Below are 17354 nucleotides of genomic sequence, written 5' to 3' on the forward strand. Positions count from 1 at the left end.
CTGCAGAAGGCCCCACAGTCGCGTAAACTACGCCGCCCACGTGGAGGCATCATGCAAGACGACGATTTTTCCCTGTTCAAGGCCGAAGTGCGCGGTGTCAAACCGATCCGGCACGACCGCGCCGAAGTCGGCAAGCCCAAGGCCGACCGCACCCAGCTGGCCGGCCTGCGCCAGGCGGCGACCGTGCGCAGTGACAAAGCCCTGGTGATCGACGGCATGTCCGACCAGTTCGTCATCGACGTTGGCGCCGAAGACGAGCTGATGTGGCGCCGCGACGGCGTGCAGGAAGGCCAGTTGCGCAAGCTCAAGCTGGGCCAGATCCCGTTCGAAGGCAGCCTCGACCTGCACGGCATGACCGTGGAAAAGGCTCGCGAGACGCTGTGGGACTTCATCGCCGAAGCCACCAAGCTGGAAGTGCGCTGCGTGCGCGTGACCCACGGCAAGGCCGCACGCCTGGACGGCAAGCGCCCGATGATCAAGAGCCACGTCAACACCTGGCTGCGCCAGCACCAGCAGGTGCTCGGTTTTGCCTCGTGCAGCGCCCGCCACGGCGGCACTGGCGCGGTGTATGTGATGCTCAAGCGAACCATGCTCGAAGGCCGCGACGAGTAACGCCGCGCTTGCAGCGCCGCCGTTGCCGCCGTACCCTTCGTTTTTGCGATTTTTCCAACAGGTAGATCCATGTCCCTGGAACAGAACTACACCGAGATCCTCAGCCAGATTGGCGAGGACGTCTCCCGTGAGGGCCTGCTCGACACGCCCAAGCGGGCTGCAAAGGCGATGAAGTACCTTTGCCGCGGTTATGAGCAAACCCTGGAAGAAGTCACCAACAACGCGCTGTTCAGCTCTGACAACAGCGAAATGGTGCTGGTCCGGGACATCGAGCTGTATTCGATGTGCGAACACCACATGCTGCCCTTCATCGGCAAGGCCCACGTGGCCTACCTGCCCAAGGGCAAGGTGCTGGGCCTGTCGAAGGTGGCGCGCATCGTCGACATGTACGCCCGCCGCCTGCAGATCCAGGAAAACCTCAGCCGCCAGATCGCCGAAGCCGTGCAGCAGGTCACCGGCGCCGCAGGCGTGGCCGTGGTTGTCGAAGCCAAGCACATGTGCATGATGATGCGCGGTGTGGAAAAGCAGAATTCGAGCATGATCACTTCGGTGATGCTGGGCGAGTTCCGCGATAACGCCGCCACCCGCAGCGAGTTCCTCAGCCTGATCAAGTGATCGGTCGCTGACACCAGGCCGACCCTGCCGGGTCGGCCTTTTGCATTTCAGGAGTTGCCCATGATCGTCAAAGCCCTGCGGGTTGGCCTCGGCCAGCTCATCGTGTTCGGTGACTGGGTCAGCCGCCCGGCCAAGCGCAAGCGCGACGCCGCGGCCCAGGCCCGCGTCGAGCAAGCGGCCAAGGGCCTGGCGCTGTACCAGTTCCATGCCTGCCCGTTCTGCGTCAAGACCCGCCGCACCCTGCACCGCCTGAACGTGCCGTTGGCGCTGCGCGATGCCAAGAACGACCCGGTGCACCGCCAGGCCCTGCAGGAAGGTGGCGGGCGGGTGAAAGTGCCGTGCCTGCGCATTGAAGAGGCCGGCAAGGTGACCTGGATGTATGAGTCCAAGGCCATCATTGCCTACCTGGATGAGCGGTTTGCTGCCATCTGACAGCTTGTAGCTCTCCTGTCCGGGCCCTATCGCCGGCAAGCCAGCTCCCACAGGTTTACCACAGGCCCAGGCATTGTGGATTACCTGTGGGAGCTGGCTTGCCGGCGATAGGGCCGGTACAGGCTGAAGGTCAGCCCACCATCGGCACATGCCGCGGGTGGCTGGCGACGCGCTCCAGCCAGGCCCGTACCGCCGGGTAGTCGGCCAGGTCGAACCCGCCCTGATGCGCCACATGGGTGTAGGCATACAACGCCACATCGGCAATCGAATACTGCTCACCCACCAGGTACGGGGTCATCTGCAGCTGCCGCTCCATCACCTTCAGCGCCTTGTAGCCGCCCTTGTGCAGCTTGCGGTATTCCTCTACGCGGTCATCCGGCAGGCCCAGGTAAAACTGGATGAAGCGCGCCACGGCAATGTACGGCTCATGGCTGTACTGCTCGAAGAACTGCCATTGCAAAACCTGAGTGCGCAGGCGCGGCTCGCTGGGCAGGAACGCACTGCCATCGGCCAGGTAGTTGAGGATGGCATTGGACTCCCACAGGTAGCTGCCGTCTTCAAGCTCCAGCACCGGCACCTTGCCGTTGGGGTTCATGGCCAGGAACTCGGGCGTTTCGGTCTCGCCCTTGAGGATGTCCACCGGGTGCCATTGATAGGGCTTGCCCAGCAGGCTCAGCATCAACTTGACCTTGTAGCAGTTGCCCGACTGGTAATCGCCATAAACCTTGTACATCGCCCCTCCCCCTGTGAAACAGAAATGCCCATGTCGGGCGCCAACCTGTGCAGTTGTGTAATCCCGCCCAATAGTTGGCGACTGTACGGCTAAAAGCAATGGCCGCTGTATGGCAAGGATCAACCTTTCGCGCTGTAGTCTGAAAAAACTGCTTACACCTTTACAAGGATTTTGTTCATGACCGATGCCACTTCCGCACGCCTGCGGCCCCTGGCAGATACCTCCCCGTCGGCGGTTGTCGCCGGTTTTATCGCCATGCTGACCGGCTATACCAGCTCACTGGTGCTGATGTTCCAGGCAGGCCAGGCCGCCGGGCTGACCACTGCGCAGATCTCGTCATGGATCTGGGCGCTGTCGATCGGCATGGCGGTGTGCAGCATCGGCCTGTCGCTGCGCTACCGCACGCCCATCACCATTGCCTGGTCCACCCCCGGCGCCGCCTTGCTGATCACCAGCCTGGGCGGGGTCAGCTATGGCGAAGCGATTGGTGCGTACATCACCTGCGCCCTGCTGGTGCTGGTGTGCGGCCTGACCGGCAGTTTCGAGCGGCTGGTCAAGCGCATTCCGGCCTCGTTGGCGTCGGCGCTGCTGGCCGGCATCCTGTTCAAGATCGGCAGCGAGATCTTCGTCGCCGCGCAGCACCGCACCTTGCTGGTACTGGGCATGTTTTTCAGCTACCTGCTGGTCAAGCGCCTGTCGCCGCGCTATTGCGTACTGGCGGCGCTGCTGGTGGGCACGGCGTTGTCTGGCGCGCTGGGCTTGCTGGACTTCAGCGGCTTCCATCTGGAGGTGGCCAAGCCGGTGTGGACCACGCCGAGCTTTTCTTTGGCAGCCACTATCAGCATTGGCATTCCGCTGTTCGTGGTGGCCATGACCTCGCAGAACATGCCCGGCGTGGCCGTGCTGCGCGCCGACGGCTACCAGGTGCCGGCCTCGCCGTTGATTTCGGCCACCGGCTTTGCCTCGCTGCTGCTGGCGCCGTTTGGCTCGCACGGGGTCAACCTGGCGGCCATCAGTGCGGCGATCTGCACCGGGCCGCATGCCCATGAAGACCCGAGCAAACGCTACACCGCCGCGGTGTGGTGCGGGATTTTCTACGGCATTGCCGGGGTGTTCGGGGCGACGCTGGCGGCGCTGTTTGCCGCATTGCCGAAAGAGCTGGTGCTGTCGATTGCGGCGCTGGCGCTGTTTGGCTCGATCATGAACGGGCTGACCGTGGCCATGAGCGAAGCGCGTGAGCGTGAGGCGGCGGTGATTACCTTCATGGTCACGGCTTCGGGGCTGACCCTGTTCTCGATCGGCTCGGCGTTCTGGGGGATCGTGGCTGGGGTGTTGGCGTTGGTGATCCTTAACCCCCGCAAGGCCTGAGGGTTTTTATTGCCTGTGCCGGCCTATTCGCGGGTGAACCCGCTCCCACAGAGTAATCACAAGGTCTGAAGCCTGTGGTGGACAGTGATATCCCTGTGGGAGCGGGTTCACCCGCGAAGAGGCCAGCACAGGCAACCCAAAAACCGCCAGCATCACAACCGGAAATGCCCCACCATCCCCTTCAGGTCGGTACCCAGCTGCGCCAGCTCGATACTCGACCGGGCATTGTCCTGCATCGCCAGCGCCGCCTGGTCCGCACTGCCGCGGATCTGCGTGACACTGCGGCTGATCTCTTCGGCCACCGAACTCTGCTGCTCGGCGGCCGCCGCAATCTGCTGGTTCATCTGCTGAATCAATGACACCGCCGCCGCAATGCTGCCCAGCGCACTCTCCGTGTGCAACGCATCCGCCACCGCCAGGCGCACCAGCTCGGTACTGCCGCGAATCTGCGCCACCGATTGCTGGGCATTGCCGCGCAAGCTGGCAACCAAGGCCTCGATCTGTTCGGTGGACTGCCGGGTACGCCGCGCCAGCGCGCGCACCTCATCGGCCACCACGGCAAAGCCACGGCCCTGCTCGCCGGCCCGGGCGGCTTCGATGGCGGCATTCAGCGCCAGCAGGTTGGTCTGCTCGGCCACGCTCTTGATCACCGCCAGCACGTCGCCAATGGTGTGGATCTCGGCACTGAGGCTATCGATGCCGGCGCTGGCGGTTTCCGCCGCCGCCGCCAGCTGTTCGATGCGCTGCATGCTCTGGCGCACCACCTGCTGGCCGGAACCGACCTTGTCGTCCGCCGCCTGGGCCGCCTGCGCCGCCTGTTCGGCATTGCGCGCCACATCGTGCACGGTGGCGGTCATCTGCTGCATGGCGGTGGCCACCTGTTCGGTTTCTTCCTTCTGGCTGCCGACCTCACGGTTGGTCTGCTCGGTCACCGCCGACAAGGCCTGGGCGTTGCCCGCCAGTTGCTCGATACCCTGCTGCAAGCCGCTGACCATGCCCGACAGGCCCACCGCCATCTGCTGCATGGCCTGCAGCAGCTGCCCCACTTCGTCACGGCGCGGGGCCTGGGCAGCAAAGCCCAGCTCGCCGGCGGCAATGCGCTGCGCGCGGGCGATCACCTGCTTGAGCGGGCCGACCACGGCGCGGGTGATCAGCCAGGCCGCCAGCACGCCTACCAGCAGCGCCAGGCCGGTGGCCAGGGCGATGGCCACGGCATTGCGCTGCAACTCAGCCTGCAGGGCCTGCTGCTGCACCCGGAAGGCCTGATCGACACGGCCAGTCACCTGCTCGGCAGTGGCCTGCAACTGCGCCTTCAGCCCTTGCTCACGGGCCAGCTGGTCAGTGTATTCATTGAGTTTTTCCGAGAAGCTGCCAATGTGCCCGGCCACTTCGCCCAGCACGCTCTGGTAGCCGGCATCACCCACCGCGCCCTGCAGCTGGCCGACCAGGCTGGCCGCCTCCACTGTCTGGGCGATGCGTTGCTGGCCAGCGCCCTCTTCGCCTTTGCGGCTTTTTTCCAGGCGCACCCGTGCTTCGTCCATGGCCTGCAGCATCAAGCGCGAAACCTGTGCCACCTGCGCGGCCTGCTCCAGAAACTCGCCACCCTGCTGGCCCTGGGACTGCTTGAGGGTATACACGCCGTCATCGGCCAGCCCGACCTGCAGCACATCCAGGTTGTTGGCGACACTGGACACCGACCAGCTGGCCGTGTCCAGCGCCAGCTCCTTGGCTTGCACCGCCTCGACAAACGCCTCGAATGCCTGGCCGTAAGCCGCCAGCTCGGTTTCGGCCGCCGCCAGCGCCGGCAAGCTGCGGGCGCGCTCGGCCAGGCCCTGCAGCCCAGTGCGCAAAGCCTCGGCCTGGTGGATGTCCGAGCTCAGGGCAAAGGCCTGCTCATGCTGGCGCAGGCGCAGCAGGTCGGTATTGAACTGCGACAACTGGCGCAAACCGTCGAAGCGCTGGCCGACGCTGTGCAGTGCGGCGATGCCGATGGCCGCCACCGCCACGGTCAGCAGCAGCACCAGGGCAAAGCCCAGGCCTAGTTTGCGGGCCATGCCCAGGTTGGCCAGCACACCATGCTTGCTCGTGCCCATCGCCGATCCCCTTTCAGCCAGTGAGGTTATCCAGAGGCCAAGGGTGGCAACGTTGTCAGCCGCTGAACAAGGGCTTGGCGCCGGAATAGTATCAAATAGCTATGTATTGTCGTTTTTGGCTGCCTTGATGTCGTTTCTGGTGAATTTTCGAGTGCCATCACAAAGCCATCAAGCTTAGCCCAACCTGATCCTTCACAAAGTCCGGAACAATATTAAATAGAAGCAACTCAAGTCCCGATTTATTCCGTTCCTTTCTTTATGAAGTTACCTTGGCGCCATTTAATTTGCGCCAAATCTGGGGCATCAAAAAAATATTAAAGAGCCACTACCGCGGCAAAAACACCGCTATCGTAATGCGTAACTGGCCCGCCCTCTGGACCCGTAGTGCATCAATGGAGTTCTTTATGAAAAGAGCCATTTTTACTGCAGTGGTCACCCCCTTGCTGTTCGGCAGTATTGCAACTATTGCCCACGCCGCCACTTCCACAGGGCCGCTATTGACCCTGGGCGCGCAAGGCAGCTACACCGAGCTGGAATTGAATGGCCGCGGCAATGACACCGAGCACCTGCCTGAAGGCGGCGTGTTCATCAGCTACGGCAACAAGATGACGGCCAAGGCGGGCCTGGTCTACAACGCAGAAGCCAGCGGCATGTACTCGAAGCAGCATAACCAGAAGCTCAAGGACGGCCAGGCCGACCTGGACCTGGGCTGGCGCCTCGAGCTGAGCGAGCGCCACTCGCTGGACGTGCTGCTGGGCGGCGGCTACAAGTGGAACCGCCTGCAACCCAATACCAGCCGCTATGACGTCGACCTCACCAACCGCACCCCGTTTGCCAAGATTGCCGCCGGTTACAACTACCGCTTCAACAATGCCACGCTGCGTTTTGAAGCGGGTATACGGCAAGTTATCAATGGCGATTCGCAACTGGAAATACATGGCATCAGTAGCGAAGACGTTGATTTGAAAGATACCAGCAACCCCTTTGCCGAACTTAGCCTGCTGTTCAATCAGAACGGTTCCGTCCCGGTACTTGCTTCGCTGTATTACAGCCGCTACGAGTACGACCTGGACGGGCAGTTCCTGATGACCGATTCGGACGAGCAGACCCGCAATGAATATGGGGTGAAACTAGGTATCAGCTTTTAGCCCGAGCGGATCATGACCGGCCTGCTTGCTCAAGGAAGGCCTGGGCACGTGCATCCTGCCCATACGCGACATTGATGCGCAGCCAGTCGCTGGAGGCGCCCTGGTAATCGAAGGCACTGCCGGGTGTCAGCAACACGGCATGCGCCAGGGCCAGGCGCTCCAGGCTGGCAAAGCTTTGCCCCGGCATACGCGCCCAGATGAACATCCCGCCATACGGCTCGCAGAACACCTGCCACCCCCACTGCTCCAGCTGCCGCAGCAACCGGGCCATGTGCTGGCCCAGGCGCACACGCAGGCGCTGCACACTCTTGCGATAACTGCCATTGGCCAGCATCTGCCCCACTACCTGTTCGGCAAAGCGCGACGTGCCGATGCCGCTGACCATTTTCAGCTCGGCCAGGCGCGCCAGCAGCGCAGGGTCGGCGACCAGGTAGCCCACCCGCAGCGAGCTGCTGAGGGTTTTCGAGAAACTGGCCATGTAGATCACCCGCTGCTCACTGTCCAGGGTGGACAGGCGCGTGGCCGGGCCTTCCTGGAAGTCTGCATAGATGTCGTCCTCGATAATGCGCAGGTCATGCTCGCGCGCCAGCTCCAGCAGGCGGTAGGCCACCTTGGGCGTAAGGCTGGTGCCGGTTGGGTTCTGGTACAGGCTGTTGATGAACAGGCAGCGCGGCTTGTGCGCGGCCAGCAAGGCTTCGAGGGCAGCCAGGTCGGGGCCTTCGGCGGTGCGCGCCAGCGGCAGCATGTGCACCTGGTGCTGGCGCAGCAGGTTGTACAGGTTGTAGTAGCCGGGGTTTTCCACCAGCACCGTGTCGCCCGGGCGCAGCAGGGTGCGCACCAGCAGGTCCAGCCCGTGGCTGGCGCCGTGGGTGGTGAGGATGCGCTCGGGGCCGGCGGCGATACCGGCTTGCGCCAGGCGTTTGTGCAACTGCTGGCGCAGGCTGGCCAGGCCCAGGGGTGGACAATAGTCGAACAGGTCCTGCGGGTTGCCGCGGCTGACCTGGCGCACGGCCTGGGCCAGCTCGGTGGCGGCGCGCCAGCTGTTGGGCAGCCAGCCACACCCCAGTTTCAGCAGTTGCTCATGGCCTTCGCGAAACTGCCGCCAGCTGCCGTCGCCCGCGTCGCCCCAGGGTTGTGCGTCTTCCACCGGCAGCCCGGGTTTGCGCTCGGCGACGAAAAAGCCGGTGCCGTGGCGGGCCTCCAGCCAGCCGCTGGCGACCAGGCGGTCGTAGGCCTCGATCACGCACGACGCACTGACCGCCTGGCTGCGCGCCAGCGCACGGATCGACGGCAGGCGCGCCCCTGGGCGCAGGCGTTGCTGGCTGATCCAGGTTTGCAGGTGGTCGGTGAGTTGCTGCACCAAGGGGGTGGTGCTGGTGCGGTCGAGGGGGAAGTGCATGGGCTAGGTGTTCGCTGATTTTGAGCGAACAGTTAAGCATAAATGGGCGCTGGGTGTATCTGGAGAGGCGATGGGCCAGCGATCACAGTGAGCAGGCCCGGCGTTTTCGCAGGTAAACCCCGCCAATATGCCGGTACAGCCACCCAGAATCAGGACCCAACCCCATGCCCTGCGCCCCGGCCCGCCTGGCCTTCGCCCTCTGCCTGATCACCCTGGCGGTGAACCTGCAGGCCCCGCTGTACATCACCTACGCCGACCTGTCTGGCCAAGGCGCGGCAGCCACCGCCGTGGCCTTTTCCGGCTACGTGCTAGGCGTGCTCCCGGTACTGCTGGCCCTGGGCGGCCTGGCCGACCGGGTCGGCCGCCGGCCACTCATCCTGGCGGCACTGGCGCTGTCGATGATCGCCACGGTGTTGATGCTGCTGGCCCCCAGCCTGCAAACCCTGGCCCTGGCGCGCCTGTTGCTGGGCCTTGGCACCGGCCTGGCTTCGGCTACCGCCACGGCCTACATGGGCGAACTGATGGGCGGCGAGCACAGCACCCGCGCCGCCAACTGGGTTACCGCCAGCACTTCGCTGGGCTTTGGCCTGGGCGCCGCGCTGACCAGCCTGTTCCTGCTGCGCGGGCCCAGCCTGACCCCCGGCAGTTTCCACCTGCAGCTGTTGCTGGCGGCGCTGGCCGTCGTGCTGGCATGGCGCCTGCCCGACCCGCGCCCGGCACAGCGCCACCCCATGCTGCGCCTGCCCTTTTACCCGCGCGGCAGCGTGCCTTACGGCCTGGCGATTTTGCTGGCATGGGCCTGCGTGGGGCTGGTGATTGCCCTTCTGCCGGGCATCCTGCGCCAGCATGGCCTTAGCGACTGGTCGGGGTTCTCGACGTTTTGCGTGATCAGCTGCGGGCTGCTGTTCCAGCCGATGGCACGGCGCCTGAGCAGCCACACCGCCACCTTGCTGGGGCTGGTGATATTGCCGTGCAGTTATGCGCTGCTGGCCTGGGGCGCGCACGCCGGGCAGCTGGTTGCGGTGCTGCTGGGTGCGGTGGCGGCCAGCAGTGCGTGCTACGGGTTTGTCTACCTGGGCGGGCTGGCAGCGGTGAACCAGCTGGCGGGCAGCGAGAAGACCCGGGCCAGTGCCGGGTTTTTCCTGCTGGCGTACCTGGGGTTCAGCTTGCCGGTGATCTTTACCGGGATGCTGAGTGACCGGTTGGGGGCGGGGCTGGCCCTGGCGGTGTTTGGCGGGGTGCTGGTGCTGGGGTGCCTGGGTGTCGGGGTGGGTTTGCGGCGGGCTGACAGGGCCGTTTCACGGACAGATCCGCTTTTGGGGTGATAGGCCTTGGGGTGGGTTTGTGGGGGCGGGAAATTTACCAACATAAATTGCATCAGGGCTGACAGGTGCTTGCCATGAAATATGCAGCGCCTGTGAGATCGAGCGCCGCCCGCGCGGCGCATCGCGGATGAATCCGCTCCTTGTATGTTGTGTCTGACCCTGACGAGAGAGGTTATTCTGGTCAGGTTCGAGAAGCACTTCCGGGGAGACCGATCGCTCCTGAAGGCAGGCTTGCCCTGACCTTGTATGTAGAGAGGTCCCCCGCCTCATTGCCCACTACGAAGAGTATCGAGAAGCCGACTAGTCGGACTTCGCATTACAAGGTTGCAGCGGCATGAATTTCGAGGTCGGGGAACCGGAGGCCATTGTTACCTAACTCACATGCGGTGGGAAGAATGAGTGTCTGTGTTGGCGTGGATATCGGTTCGCGTACTTCGATTGCTGGGGTGCGTAAAGATGGGCGCCCTGTCGGGCAATGGGACATCGCCCAGACACCCGCTGGCCGCAAGGCAGCGGTGAAAAAACTGCAGGCCCTAAACCCAAGACGATCGTGATGGAGGCCACGGGGATCTATTATTTGGACCTCGCGCTTGAGCTGCATGCGGCCGACCTTCCTGTTTCAGTCATCAACCCCAAAAGTTTCCATAACTTCGCCAAGCTCATGCTGGTCAACAGCAAGACTGATGCAATAGATGCTCAGTTGCTAGCCGAGTACGGCGAGCGTATGACGCCGCGCTTGTGGACACCGCCAAGCCCTGTACAGCTTGAGCTCAGGGCCCTCGGTCGGCACATCAATCGGCTGGTAGGACACCGCACCAGGGCGAAAAATGAGCTGCATGCACTGCAGGCGACCGCTACGACCATTTCTATTTTGATCGAGGATCAGGAGGAGGCGATTGCCACCCTGGACACTCGCATTGAGCGCTTTCGTAAAGCAGGACGCGAACTGATCGCCCAATGTCCAACCCTCACCCAGCAATACAAGCAACTACTCGCAGGCCCCGGAATAGGAGAAGTTACGGCACTTGCAGCTTTGGCTGAATTGACCACACTGCCTGAACTGCTCAAGTCCTCTCAGGTAGCACGCCATGCGGGGCTGGATGTTCGACAGACACAATCTGGAACAAGCATCGACAAGCCAGGCCGGCTCGGTAAGAGTGGGAATGCGTATCTACGCGCAGCCATGTATATGCCAGCGTTGACTGCGGTGCGCTGTGACCCTTATGCAAAGGCCTTTTACGAGTCGCTGATCGGTAGAGGCAAGAAAAAAATGCAAGCTATCGCCGCTGTCATGCGCAAATACCTGACAGGTATCTGGGCATGCATGCGCGGGGATGTGCCATTTGATACGGCCAAGCTTTTCAGCTCTGAACACCTCAGAAAAGCTTGACCGCCAACAGAGTATCTACATTTGTTGCAACGTGGCCATGCCTGTGGAAGCGGGGTTGCCCGCCTTGGTGCTTGGCTTGAGACAGGCTGCATTGGGGCCAACCGGGAAATCCAGTCAAGCTGACAAGGCTGACAACCATGACCTTTCAGGTTAGGTACGTTGCAACAAATGTAGGAGCGGATTCATCCGCGATGCGCCGCGCGGGCGGCGCTCGATCTCACAGGCGCTGCATATGTTGCGGCAAGCACCTGTCAGCCCTGATCCGATCCCATGGAAACAGCAGCATCACCCAATCAGCCAACCAAAATCAAATCGCCGTAGCCCCACCATCCACGGTCAGGCAATGCCCGGTGGTAAACGCGGCGCCATCGCTGCACAGGTACAGCACGGCGCTGGCGATTTCCTCGACCTTGCCGATGCGCCCCACCGGGTGCATGGCAGCGGCAAACTCGGCCTTGCGCGGGTCGGCCTCGTACGCACGGCGGAACATGTCGGTGTCGATCACCGCCGGGCACACGGCATTCACGCGGATGCCCTTCTTCGCATACTCGATGGCCGCCGACTTGGTCAGGCCGATCACAGCATGCTTGGAAGCGCTGTAGATGCTCATCTTCGGCGCCGCCCCCAGCCCCGCCACCGAGGCGGTATTGACGATCACCCCGCCGCCCTGGGCCAGCAGCAACGGCAACTGGTACTTCATGCACAACCACACGCCCTTCACGTTCACGCCCATGATGGCATCGAACGCTGCCTCGCTGCCCTCGGCCAGGCGGCCTTGCTCGGTCTCGATGCCGGCGTTGTTGAAGGCGTAGTCCAGCCGGCCATAGCTGGCGATCAGGCGCTCGTGCAGCTGACGCACCTGGGCGTCGCGGGTAACGTCGCAGGCAATGAACAGCGCTTCCCCCCCTGCAGCGTGGATCAGCGCCACGGTAGCTTCGCCACCAACCGGGTCAAGGTCGGCCACCACCACTTTCAGGCCTTCCTGGGCGAACGCCAGGGCCGTTGCCCGGCCAATGCCGGCGGCGGCGCCGGTGACCAGGGCTACCTGGCCAGAAAAGGTCATGCTCATCGCGTGCTCCTGTACAAGGGTGGAGGGATTCAGAGCATAGCCAGCCACCACTGGGCCGAGCAGCATCATCACACCAACGGTTGAGCTACCATGCTTGTCAGTGATGTTGGCCACCTGCCTACATCAACAAGGTAAATTGAACGCCTTATACCCTCCACTGCCCACAAGGACCCGCCATGACCCAGACCAACCGCCGCTTCCTGCTTGCCAAACGCCCGGTCGGCGCCGTGCGCCGTGACGACTTCAGCTTCGAGCGCGTGCCTGCCGAACAACCCGGCGAAGGCCAGGTGCTGGTGAAAAACCTGTACCTGTCGCTGGACCCGGCCATGCGCGGCTGGATGAACGAAGGCAAGTCCTATATCCCGCCCGTGGGCCTGGGCCAGGTGATGCGGGCGCTGGGTGTTGGCGAAGTGATCGCCTCCAACCACCCCGATTTCAAACCCGGCGACAATGTCAGCGGTGCCCTGGGCGTGCAGGACTACTTCACCGGCGAGCCTCAGGGCCTGCACAAGATCGACCCTAAACTGGCCCCGCTGCCCCGCTACCTGTCGGCGCTGGGCATGACCGGCATGACCGCCTACTTCGCCCTGCTGGACGTTGGCCAGCCCAAGGCCGGCGAGACCGTGGTCATTTCCGGTGCGGCCGGTGCGGTGGGCAGCATCGTCGGGCAGATTGCCAAGCTCAAAGGCTGCCGCGTGGTCGGCATTGCCGGCGGCGCCGAGAAGTGCCAGTACCTGAAGGACGAGCTGGGCTTTGACGGGGTGATCGACTACAAGGCCGAAGACCCGCTGGCCGGCCTGAAGCGCGAATGCCCCAAAGGCGTGGACGTGTACTTCGACAACGTCGGCGGCGACATTCTGGATGCAGTGCTGACGCGCATCAACTTCAAGGCCCGCATCGTCATTTGCGGCGCGATCAGCCAGTACAACAACAAAGAAGCGGTAAAAGGCCCGGCCAATTACCTGTCGCTGCTGGTTAACCGCGCGCGCATGGAAGGGTTCGTGGTGATGGACCATGCCAAGGATTACGGCAAGGCCGCGCAGGAGATTGCCGGTTGGCTGGCCACCGGGCAGGTGAAGAGCAAGGAGGATGTGGTGGACGGGCTGGAGACGTTCCCCGAAACCTTGCTGAAGCTGTTCAGCGGGGAGAACTTTGGCAAGCTGGTACTGAAGGTATAACCGCCCCTGCGGGGCCAATTTAGGGACAGCGGTGTGTGTCGCAGGAGCTACGGTCTCGCGCAAAATTCAATAGCATGCGCGATCCCTGTGGGAGCGGGTTTATCGAGGCGTCGAACCGCCGCGAACACCGGCGCAGCCGGTGCCATGCACGTCGTGCTACACACTGCACCAACCCCAAACGAAAAGGCCAGCACACGCGTGCTGGCCTTTTTCAATACCGCAGGCTATTTACCCACGAATCTCCGCCACCACCGCAGCCAGCGCCTGCGCCGGGTCTGCCGCCTGGCTGATCGGCCGGCCGATCACCAGGTAATCCGAACCGGCATCCAGTGCCTGGCGCGGCGTCAGAATACGGCGCTGGTCATCCTGCGCACTGCCCGCCGGGCGAATACCCGGGGTTACCAGTTGCAGCGACGGGTGCGCCGCCTTCAGTGCCGGGGCCTCCAGCGCCGAGCACACCAGGCCGTCCATACCCGCCTTCTGCGCCAGCGCCGCCAGGCGCAGCACCTGCTCTTGCGGGTCGACATCCAGGCCGATACCGGCCAGGTCCTCACGCTCCATGCTGGTCAGCACGGTCACGCCAATCAGCAACGGCTGCGAGCCGCTGCGCTTGGCCAGCTCTTCGCGGCAGGCCGCCATCATGCGCAGGCCACCGGAGCAATGCACGTTGACCATCCACACGCCCATCTCGGCAGCGGCCTTTACCGCCATGGCCGTGGTGTTGGGGATATCGTGGAACTTGAGGTCCAGGAACACTTCGAAGCCCTTGTCGCACAAGGTTTCGACAATGCCCGAAGCGCTGCTGGTGAACAGCTCTTTGCCCACCTTGACCCGGCACAGCGCAGGGTCAAGCTGGTCAGCCAGCTTCAGGGCGGCCTCACGGGTAGGGAAATCCAGGGCGACGATCAGGGGCGTCTGGCAGGCGGACATGGGCAGGGTCTCTTGGCAAGTCGAAAACGGCGCGCATTGTAAACGAAGTGGCGCAGGCTTTGGGGGCCGCGGGTCACGGAATTGGCCCGGCGGCGGCTGGGTTCTATAATTGAACCAACGGAACGGCAATTTGCTCAAATTTCATACAAGCACTGCCTGTACCCGGTAAAGGAGAACGACAATGCCCTGGTATGCCTGGCTGATACTTATCTTAGCCCTTGGCTCGATCGTCGGCGGGCTGATGATGCTGCGCGACACCGCAAAAAAACTGCCACTGACCGACGAGCAACTGCGCAAGGTGCATGAGCGCAATGCAGAGGCAGATGCCAAGGATGCGCAGGACCGTTAGTGGGCCGGGCTTAAACGCAGACTGCGCGAGTATTAGCGGCGCCTATGAGATCGAGCGCCGCGCGGGCGGCGCTCGATCTCACCGGCGCTACATATCTTGCGCCAAGCACCTGTCAGCCCTGATGCAATCCCTGTAGGAGCTGGCTTGCCGGCGATGGGCCGCATAGCGGCCCCACTCCCCGCCCTCTATTCCACCATCACCTTGTCCCGATTACGCTCCAGCAACGCACTCCCAATCCCCTTGATCTCCAGCAACTCATCCACCGAAGCAAACTGCCCATGGGCCTCGCGGTAAGCCACAATAGCCTCGGCTTTCGCCTTACCAATCCCATTCAGCTCCTTCTGCAAGGTCAACGCATCGGCCTTGTTAAGGTCCAGCCGCCCCGGCTGCTGGGCCTGCTGCTGGCTTACCACCGGCACCGGCTCGGGTACCGCCATGGCACCGGCCGGGGCGGCGCTAAGGGAGAACGACAAGCTGGCGAACAGCGGCAGCAGCAGGTACGACAGAACGTTATTGCGCATGGTGAACACTCCTTCAGTTGGTCATTTGCCAGCAGCCGTTTTCCTTCGGCTGCGCAACAAACCCTAGCGGTTGCAGCGCCCTGCAGACAGCCACCCACAGCCGCGAATGGTTACTGAATCGGTCAACAACCTGGCCAACTTCACCCACCCAAAAAAAACAGCCGTTTTGCTCCCGCGAGCGCAAAACCAAGACCATCAATGGAATGATCCCGCGTGTGTAGCCGAATCCCTGCTTGCCCGATACCGCCTTCCCCGCCCTGCCCGCCCATCGCCCTACAACACCCGCCGCACAAGGCCCGCCCAGAAAACCCCATCCCGCAGCCCGAAATACACCCCGCTGCAGGCTGGCACCCCACTACCCAGCTGTTATCAACCCGAACCACGACCTGAACATGAGCAGCTGCGTCCTCTTCGATATCAAAGGGAACAAACGAGGCGGCCAGAGGCAATCTCACAGGCGGTACTGGCTCGAAACAGATTCAGGAGAGACGGTGCGGCGATCCGACTTGCCCCCGAATCGCCGCGCGGGCGGCGCTCGATGTCACAAGCACAACAAGATTCAACTCATGCGCCCGCCAGCCCAAGTGCATAGCCAGCGCGTCAGACTTTCCTGAAACCTTGCCCCACCTCTTCAGGTTGGGTGAGCAAGCGAACTATCCTACGCACCAGTCAGAAGCAGCTGAATTGTCGGGGAAATGCCCCAGGGATAACTTCACCGGGTCGCCATATTGGTGACCAGGTGTGAGAACCTGTTGCGAGTTACCTGGCTTGCCTGTCATGGCGGTCGTACCCGGGCAGACTTCTGTCTGGCCGAGCTTTGTAGCTCCCTCGGTTTCTCACCCCGTGTACGACTGCCGCCCTGATCCGTGAGAAAGATTCGCGTGGCAGTTCCACTAACCCGGGGCTACTACCATGAAAAACAACGATTACTCCCCCATCCTCACCGCAGGCATCGAAACCTTCCTCGAAGCCGGCAACCCCACTCTGGACCTGCTCCGCGTGCAACCCGGCGTCCCCGTCGACGATGCCTATGAACACGTCTCGGTCCTGCTGGGCTACTGCAAGCACCTGGTGCGCGAAGGCGACATGGAAGATGACCACAAAATGCTGGGCGCAGCGGACTATCTGCTGGCCATCGCCAAGGCCCTGATGAACGACATCGAGATTGCGAAGAACAAGCGCCACTGAAAGGCGCTACCCCAAGCCCGGCAGGGCGCTGCCCCGCTTGCCGCGACACGCAAGCCTGTGTGGGAGCGGGTTTACCCGCGAATGCGTCCGCACCGACAACTCCACATGGCCAGTAAAAACTGGCCAGCAGCCCCGTGTGGGCAAACCCGCGCCTGGGTGGCTAATGGGGCTGCTGCGCAGCACTTCGCCGCCAAGCCATGCGCCGTACGTGTGGGAGCCTGGCTTGCCGGCGATGGGCCGCAAAGCGGCCCCAATTATTTAACTGACTGGCATTTCCCTGTCAGCCCCCCTCAAATCACAGTTCGAGGATAAACACTGATAAACGCCGATATGGCGATCGGTTCCCCGTCATCCACTTTCACCCGCGGACTCTGCCCCGACCGTTTGATGTCAGAAGCAAAATCCGCCGCCTTGAATGCCTGCTCGAGCTCGTCACCACCCACCCCGGCATACACCACCACCTGAGTACCGGTATTGTGCTTTTGCAGAGGCAACTGCTTGATCTGCACCTGCACACCCGACTTGGTCAGCGCAACGGCTATTTCCTTGGCAAAGCGAACCGCCTCTTTGTCATCCTTGTGGATATTCAGCAGTACCACCGGTGCCAGCGTTTTAGCCTTCAACTCAACCGCCAACGCCTTGAATGCATCCTGCGCCTGCGGCGTCAGCGTTCGGGGCTTGAGGCTGGCTTCCAGCTTGAGCCTATCCGCCCTCTCCCGCTCCAGTTCGGCCCTCTCACGTTCGAGTTCGGCCTTGAGCGTCTCGTTCTGCTCCAGGAGCTGCTGGATTTCCAACTGCGCCTGCACATCCGATTCATTGACGACGTCAACCTCCTGCGAGGCCGGCGTAATCATCACTTCGGAGTGCTGGCTTTGCACGTCCGAGGTCATGTGGGCAAGTATCATCGCACTGGCCGCGATCAACGCTGCGATGACAGCAGTGGCAGATGCTATAGCGTGGATCAGGCTGGCGGTGCCTGCTGAGATATCCGGCATGAAAAGGTT

17 protein-coding genes and 1 pseudogene are annotated in these 17354 nt (G+C 62.7%); 10 read left to right on the forward strand and 8 right to left on the reverse strand.

Annotated features, from left to right (window positions below; all coding sequences use genetic code 11):
- Window positions 1-51: 51 nt before the first annotated feature.
- The 3 genes from HP547_RS16275 (at window position 52) to HP547_RS16285 (ending at window position 1659) form a co-directional block, all read left to right on the forward strand.
- Window positions 52-612: a Smr/MutS family protein gene (locus HP547_RS16275; protein WP_172228843.1), complete on the forward strand. Its 561-nt coding sequence runs from the start codon at window positions 52-54 to the stop codon at window positions 610-612.
- 69 nt (window positions 613-681) lie between these two features.
- Window positions 682-1227 (forward strand): GTP cyclohydrolase I FolE, encoded by a 546-nt coding sequence (gene folE, locus HP547_RS16280; protein ID WP_172228841.1) that lies wholly within the window; start codon window positions 682-684, stop codon window positions 1225-1227.
- Window positions 1228-1287: 60 nt separating this feature from the next.
- Window positions 1288-1659, forward strand: coding sequence for a glutaredoxin (locus HP547_RS16285; protein WP_172286829.1), 372 nt, complete (start codon window positions 1288-1290; stop codon window positions 1657-1659).
- A gap of 130 nt (window positions 1660-1789) precedes the next feature.
- On the opposite strand, the gene HP547_RS16290 is transcribed toward HP547_RS16285, so the two are convergent.
- Window positions 1790-2392, reverse strand: a complete 603-nt coding sequence (locus HP547_RS16290) for a glutathione S-transferase family protein (RefSeq protein WP_172286830.1) — start codon at window positions 2390-2392, stop codon at window positions 1790-1792.
- Window positions 2393-2569: 177 nt separating this feature from the next.
- Between HP547_RS16290 and HP547_RS16295 the strand changes: the two genes are divergently transcribed.
- A complete protein-coding gene (locus tag HP547_RS16295) occupies window positions 2570-3760 on the forward strand; it encodes a benzoate/H(+) symporter BenE family transporter (RefSeq protein WP_172286831.1) in 1191 nt (396 codons plus the stop codon).
- Between the two features lie 152 nt (window positions 3761-3912).
- Here the strand turns inward: HP547_RS16295 and HP547_RS29970 are convergent, their stop codons facing one another.
- Window positions 3913-4785, reverse strand: coding sequence for a methyl-accepting chemotaxis protein (locus tag HP547_RS29970; protein ID WP_372242898.1), 873 nt, complete (start codon window positions 4783-4785; stop codon window positions 3913-3915).
- Window positions 4774-5853: pseudogene (locus tag HP547_RS29975) on the reverse strand (HAMP domain-containing protein); the annotation flags it as partial. The gene HP547_RS29970 and the pseudogene HP547_RS29975, both read right to left, overlap by 12 nt.
- Window positions 5854-6257: 404 nt before the next feature.
- Here HP547_RS29975 and HP547_RS16305 point away from each other — a divergent pair.
- Window positions 6258-7001: a hypothetical protein gene (locus tag HP547_RS16305; protein ID WP_172286833.1), complete on the forward strand. Its 744-nt coding sequence runs from the start codon at window positions 6258-6260 to the stop codon at window positions 6999-7001.
- Window positions 7002-7011: 10 nt separating this feature from the next.
- On the opposite strand, the gene HP547_RS16310 is transcribed toward HP547_RS16305, so the two are convergent.
- Window positions 7012-8400: a PLP-dependent aminotransferase family protein gene (locus HP547_RS16310; protein WP_172286834.1), complete on the reverse strand. Its 1389-nt coding sequence runs from the start codon at window positions 8398-8400 to the stop codon at window positions 7012-7014.
- A 164-nt stretch (window positions 8401-8564) separates the two neighbouring features.
- On the opposite strand from HP547_RS16310, the gene HP547_RS16315 reads away from it, so the two are divergent.
- Together HP547_RS16315 and HP547_RS16320 are read left to right on the forward strand one after the other, a co-directional pair.
- The gene (locus tag HP547_RS16315) at window positions 8565-9725 is read left to right on the forward strand and encodes an MFS transporter (protein WP_172286835.1); all 1161 of its coding nucleotides are present in this window, start codon (window positions 8565-8567) and stop codon (window positions 9723-9725) included.
- A 475-nt stretch (window positions 9726-10200) separates the two neighbouring features.
- The gene (locus tag HP547_RS16320) at window positions 10201-11115 is read left to right on the forward strand and encodes an IS110 family transposase (protein WP_256676354.1); all 915 of its coding nucleotides are present in this window, start codon (window positions 10201-10203) and stop codon (window positions 11113-11115) included.
- 307 nt (window positions 11116-11422) lie between these two features.
- Here HP547_RS16320 and HP547_RS16325 read toward each other — a convergent pair whose 3' ends face one another.
- A complete protein-coding gene (locus tag HP547_RS16325; RefSeq protein WP_172286836.1) occupies window positions 11423-12184 on the reverse strand; it encodes an SDR family oxidoreductase in 762 nt (253 codons plus the stop codon).
- Window positions 12185-12360: 176 nt separating this feature from the next.
- Between HP547_RS16325 and HP547_RS16330 the strand changes: the two genes are divergently transcribed.
- Window positions 12361-13362: an NADP-dependent oxidoreductase gene (locus HP547_RS16330; protein WP_172286837.1), complete on the forward strand. Its 1002-nt coding sequence runs from the start codon at window positions 12361-12363 to the stop codon at window positions 13360-13362.
- Between the two features lie 228 nt (window positions 13363-13590).
- On the opposite strand, the gene pyrF is transcribed toward HP547_RS16330, so the two are convergent.
- Window positions 13591-14292 carry an orotidine-5'-phosphate decarboxylase gene (gene pyrF / locus HP547_RS16335; RefSeq protein ID WP_172286838.1) on the reverse strand — a complete coding sequence of 234 codons (702 nt, stop codon included), beginning with the start codon at window positions 14290-14292 and terminating at the stop codon, window positions 13591-13593.
- A 181-nt stretch (window positions 14293-14473) separates the two neighbouring features.
- Between pyrF and HP547_RS16340 the strand changes: the two genes are divergently transcribed.
- Window positions 14474-14641, forward strand: coding sequence for a DUF2897 family protein (locus HP547_RS16340; RefSeq protein WP_172228589.1), 168 nt, complete (start codon window positions 14474-14476; stop codon window positions 14639-14641).
- Between the two features lie 185 nt (window positions 14642-14826).
- On the opposite strand, the gene HP547_RS16345 is transcribed toward HP547_RS16340, so the two are convergent.
- Window positions 14827-15162: a ComEA family DNA-binding protein gene (locus HP547_RS16345; RefSeq protein WP_172228590.1), complete on the reverse strand. Its 336-nt coding sequence runs from the start codon at window positions 15160-15162 to the stop codon at window positions 14827-14829.
- A 912-nt stretch (window positions 15163-16074) separates the two neighbouring features.
- Between HP547_RS16345 and HP547_RS16350 the strand changes: the two genes are divergently transcribed.
- Window positions 16075-16350, forward strand: a complete 276-nt coding sequence (locus HP547_RS16350) for a DUF3077 domain-containing protein (protein ID WP_172286839.1) — start codon at window positions 16075-16077, stop codon at window positions 16348-16350.
- A gap of 290 nt (window positions 16351-16640) precedes the next feature.
- Here HP547_RS16350 and HP547_RS16355 read toward each other — a convergent pair.
- Window positions 16641-17354 (reverse strand): hypothetical protein (locus tag HP547_RS16355; RefSeq protein ID WP_256676355.1); only part of this gene is annotated, 714 nt, incomplete at its 5' end.

Source organism: Pseudomonas sp. CM27 (assembly GCF_013179515.1).
In the GTDB taxonomy this organism is placed as follows: Bacteria; Pseudomonadota; Gammaproteobacteria; order Pseudomonadales; family Pseudomonadaceae; genus Aquipseudomonas.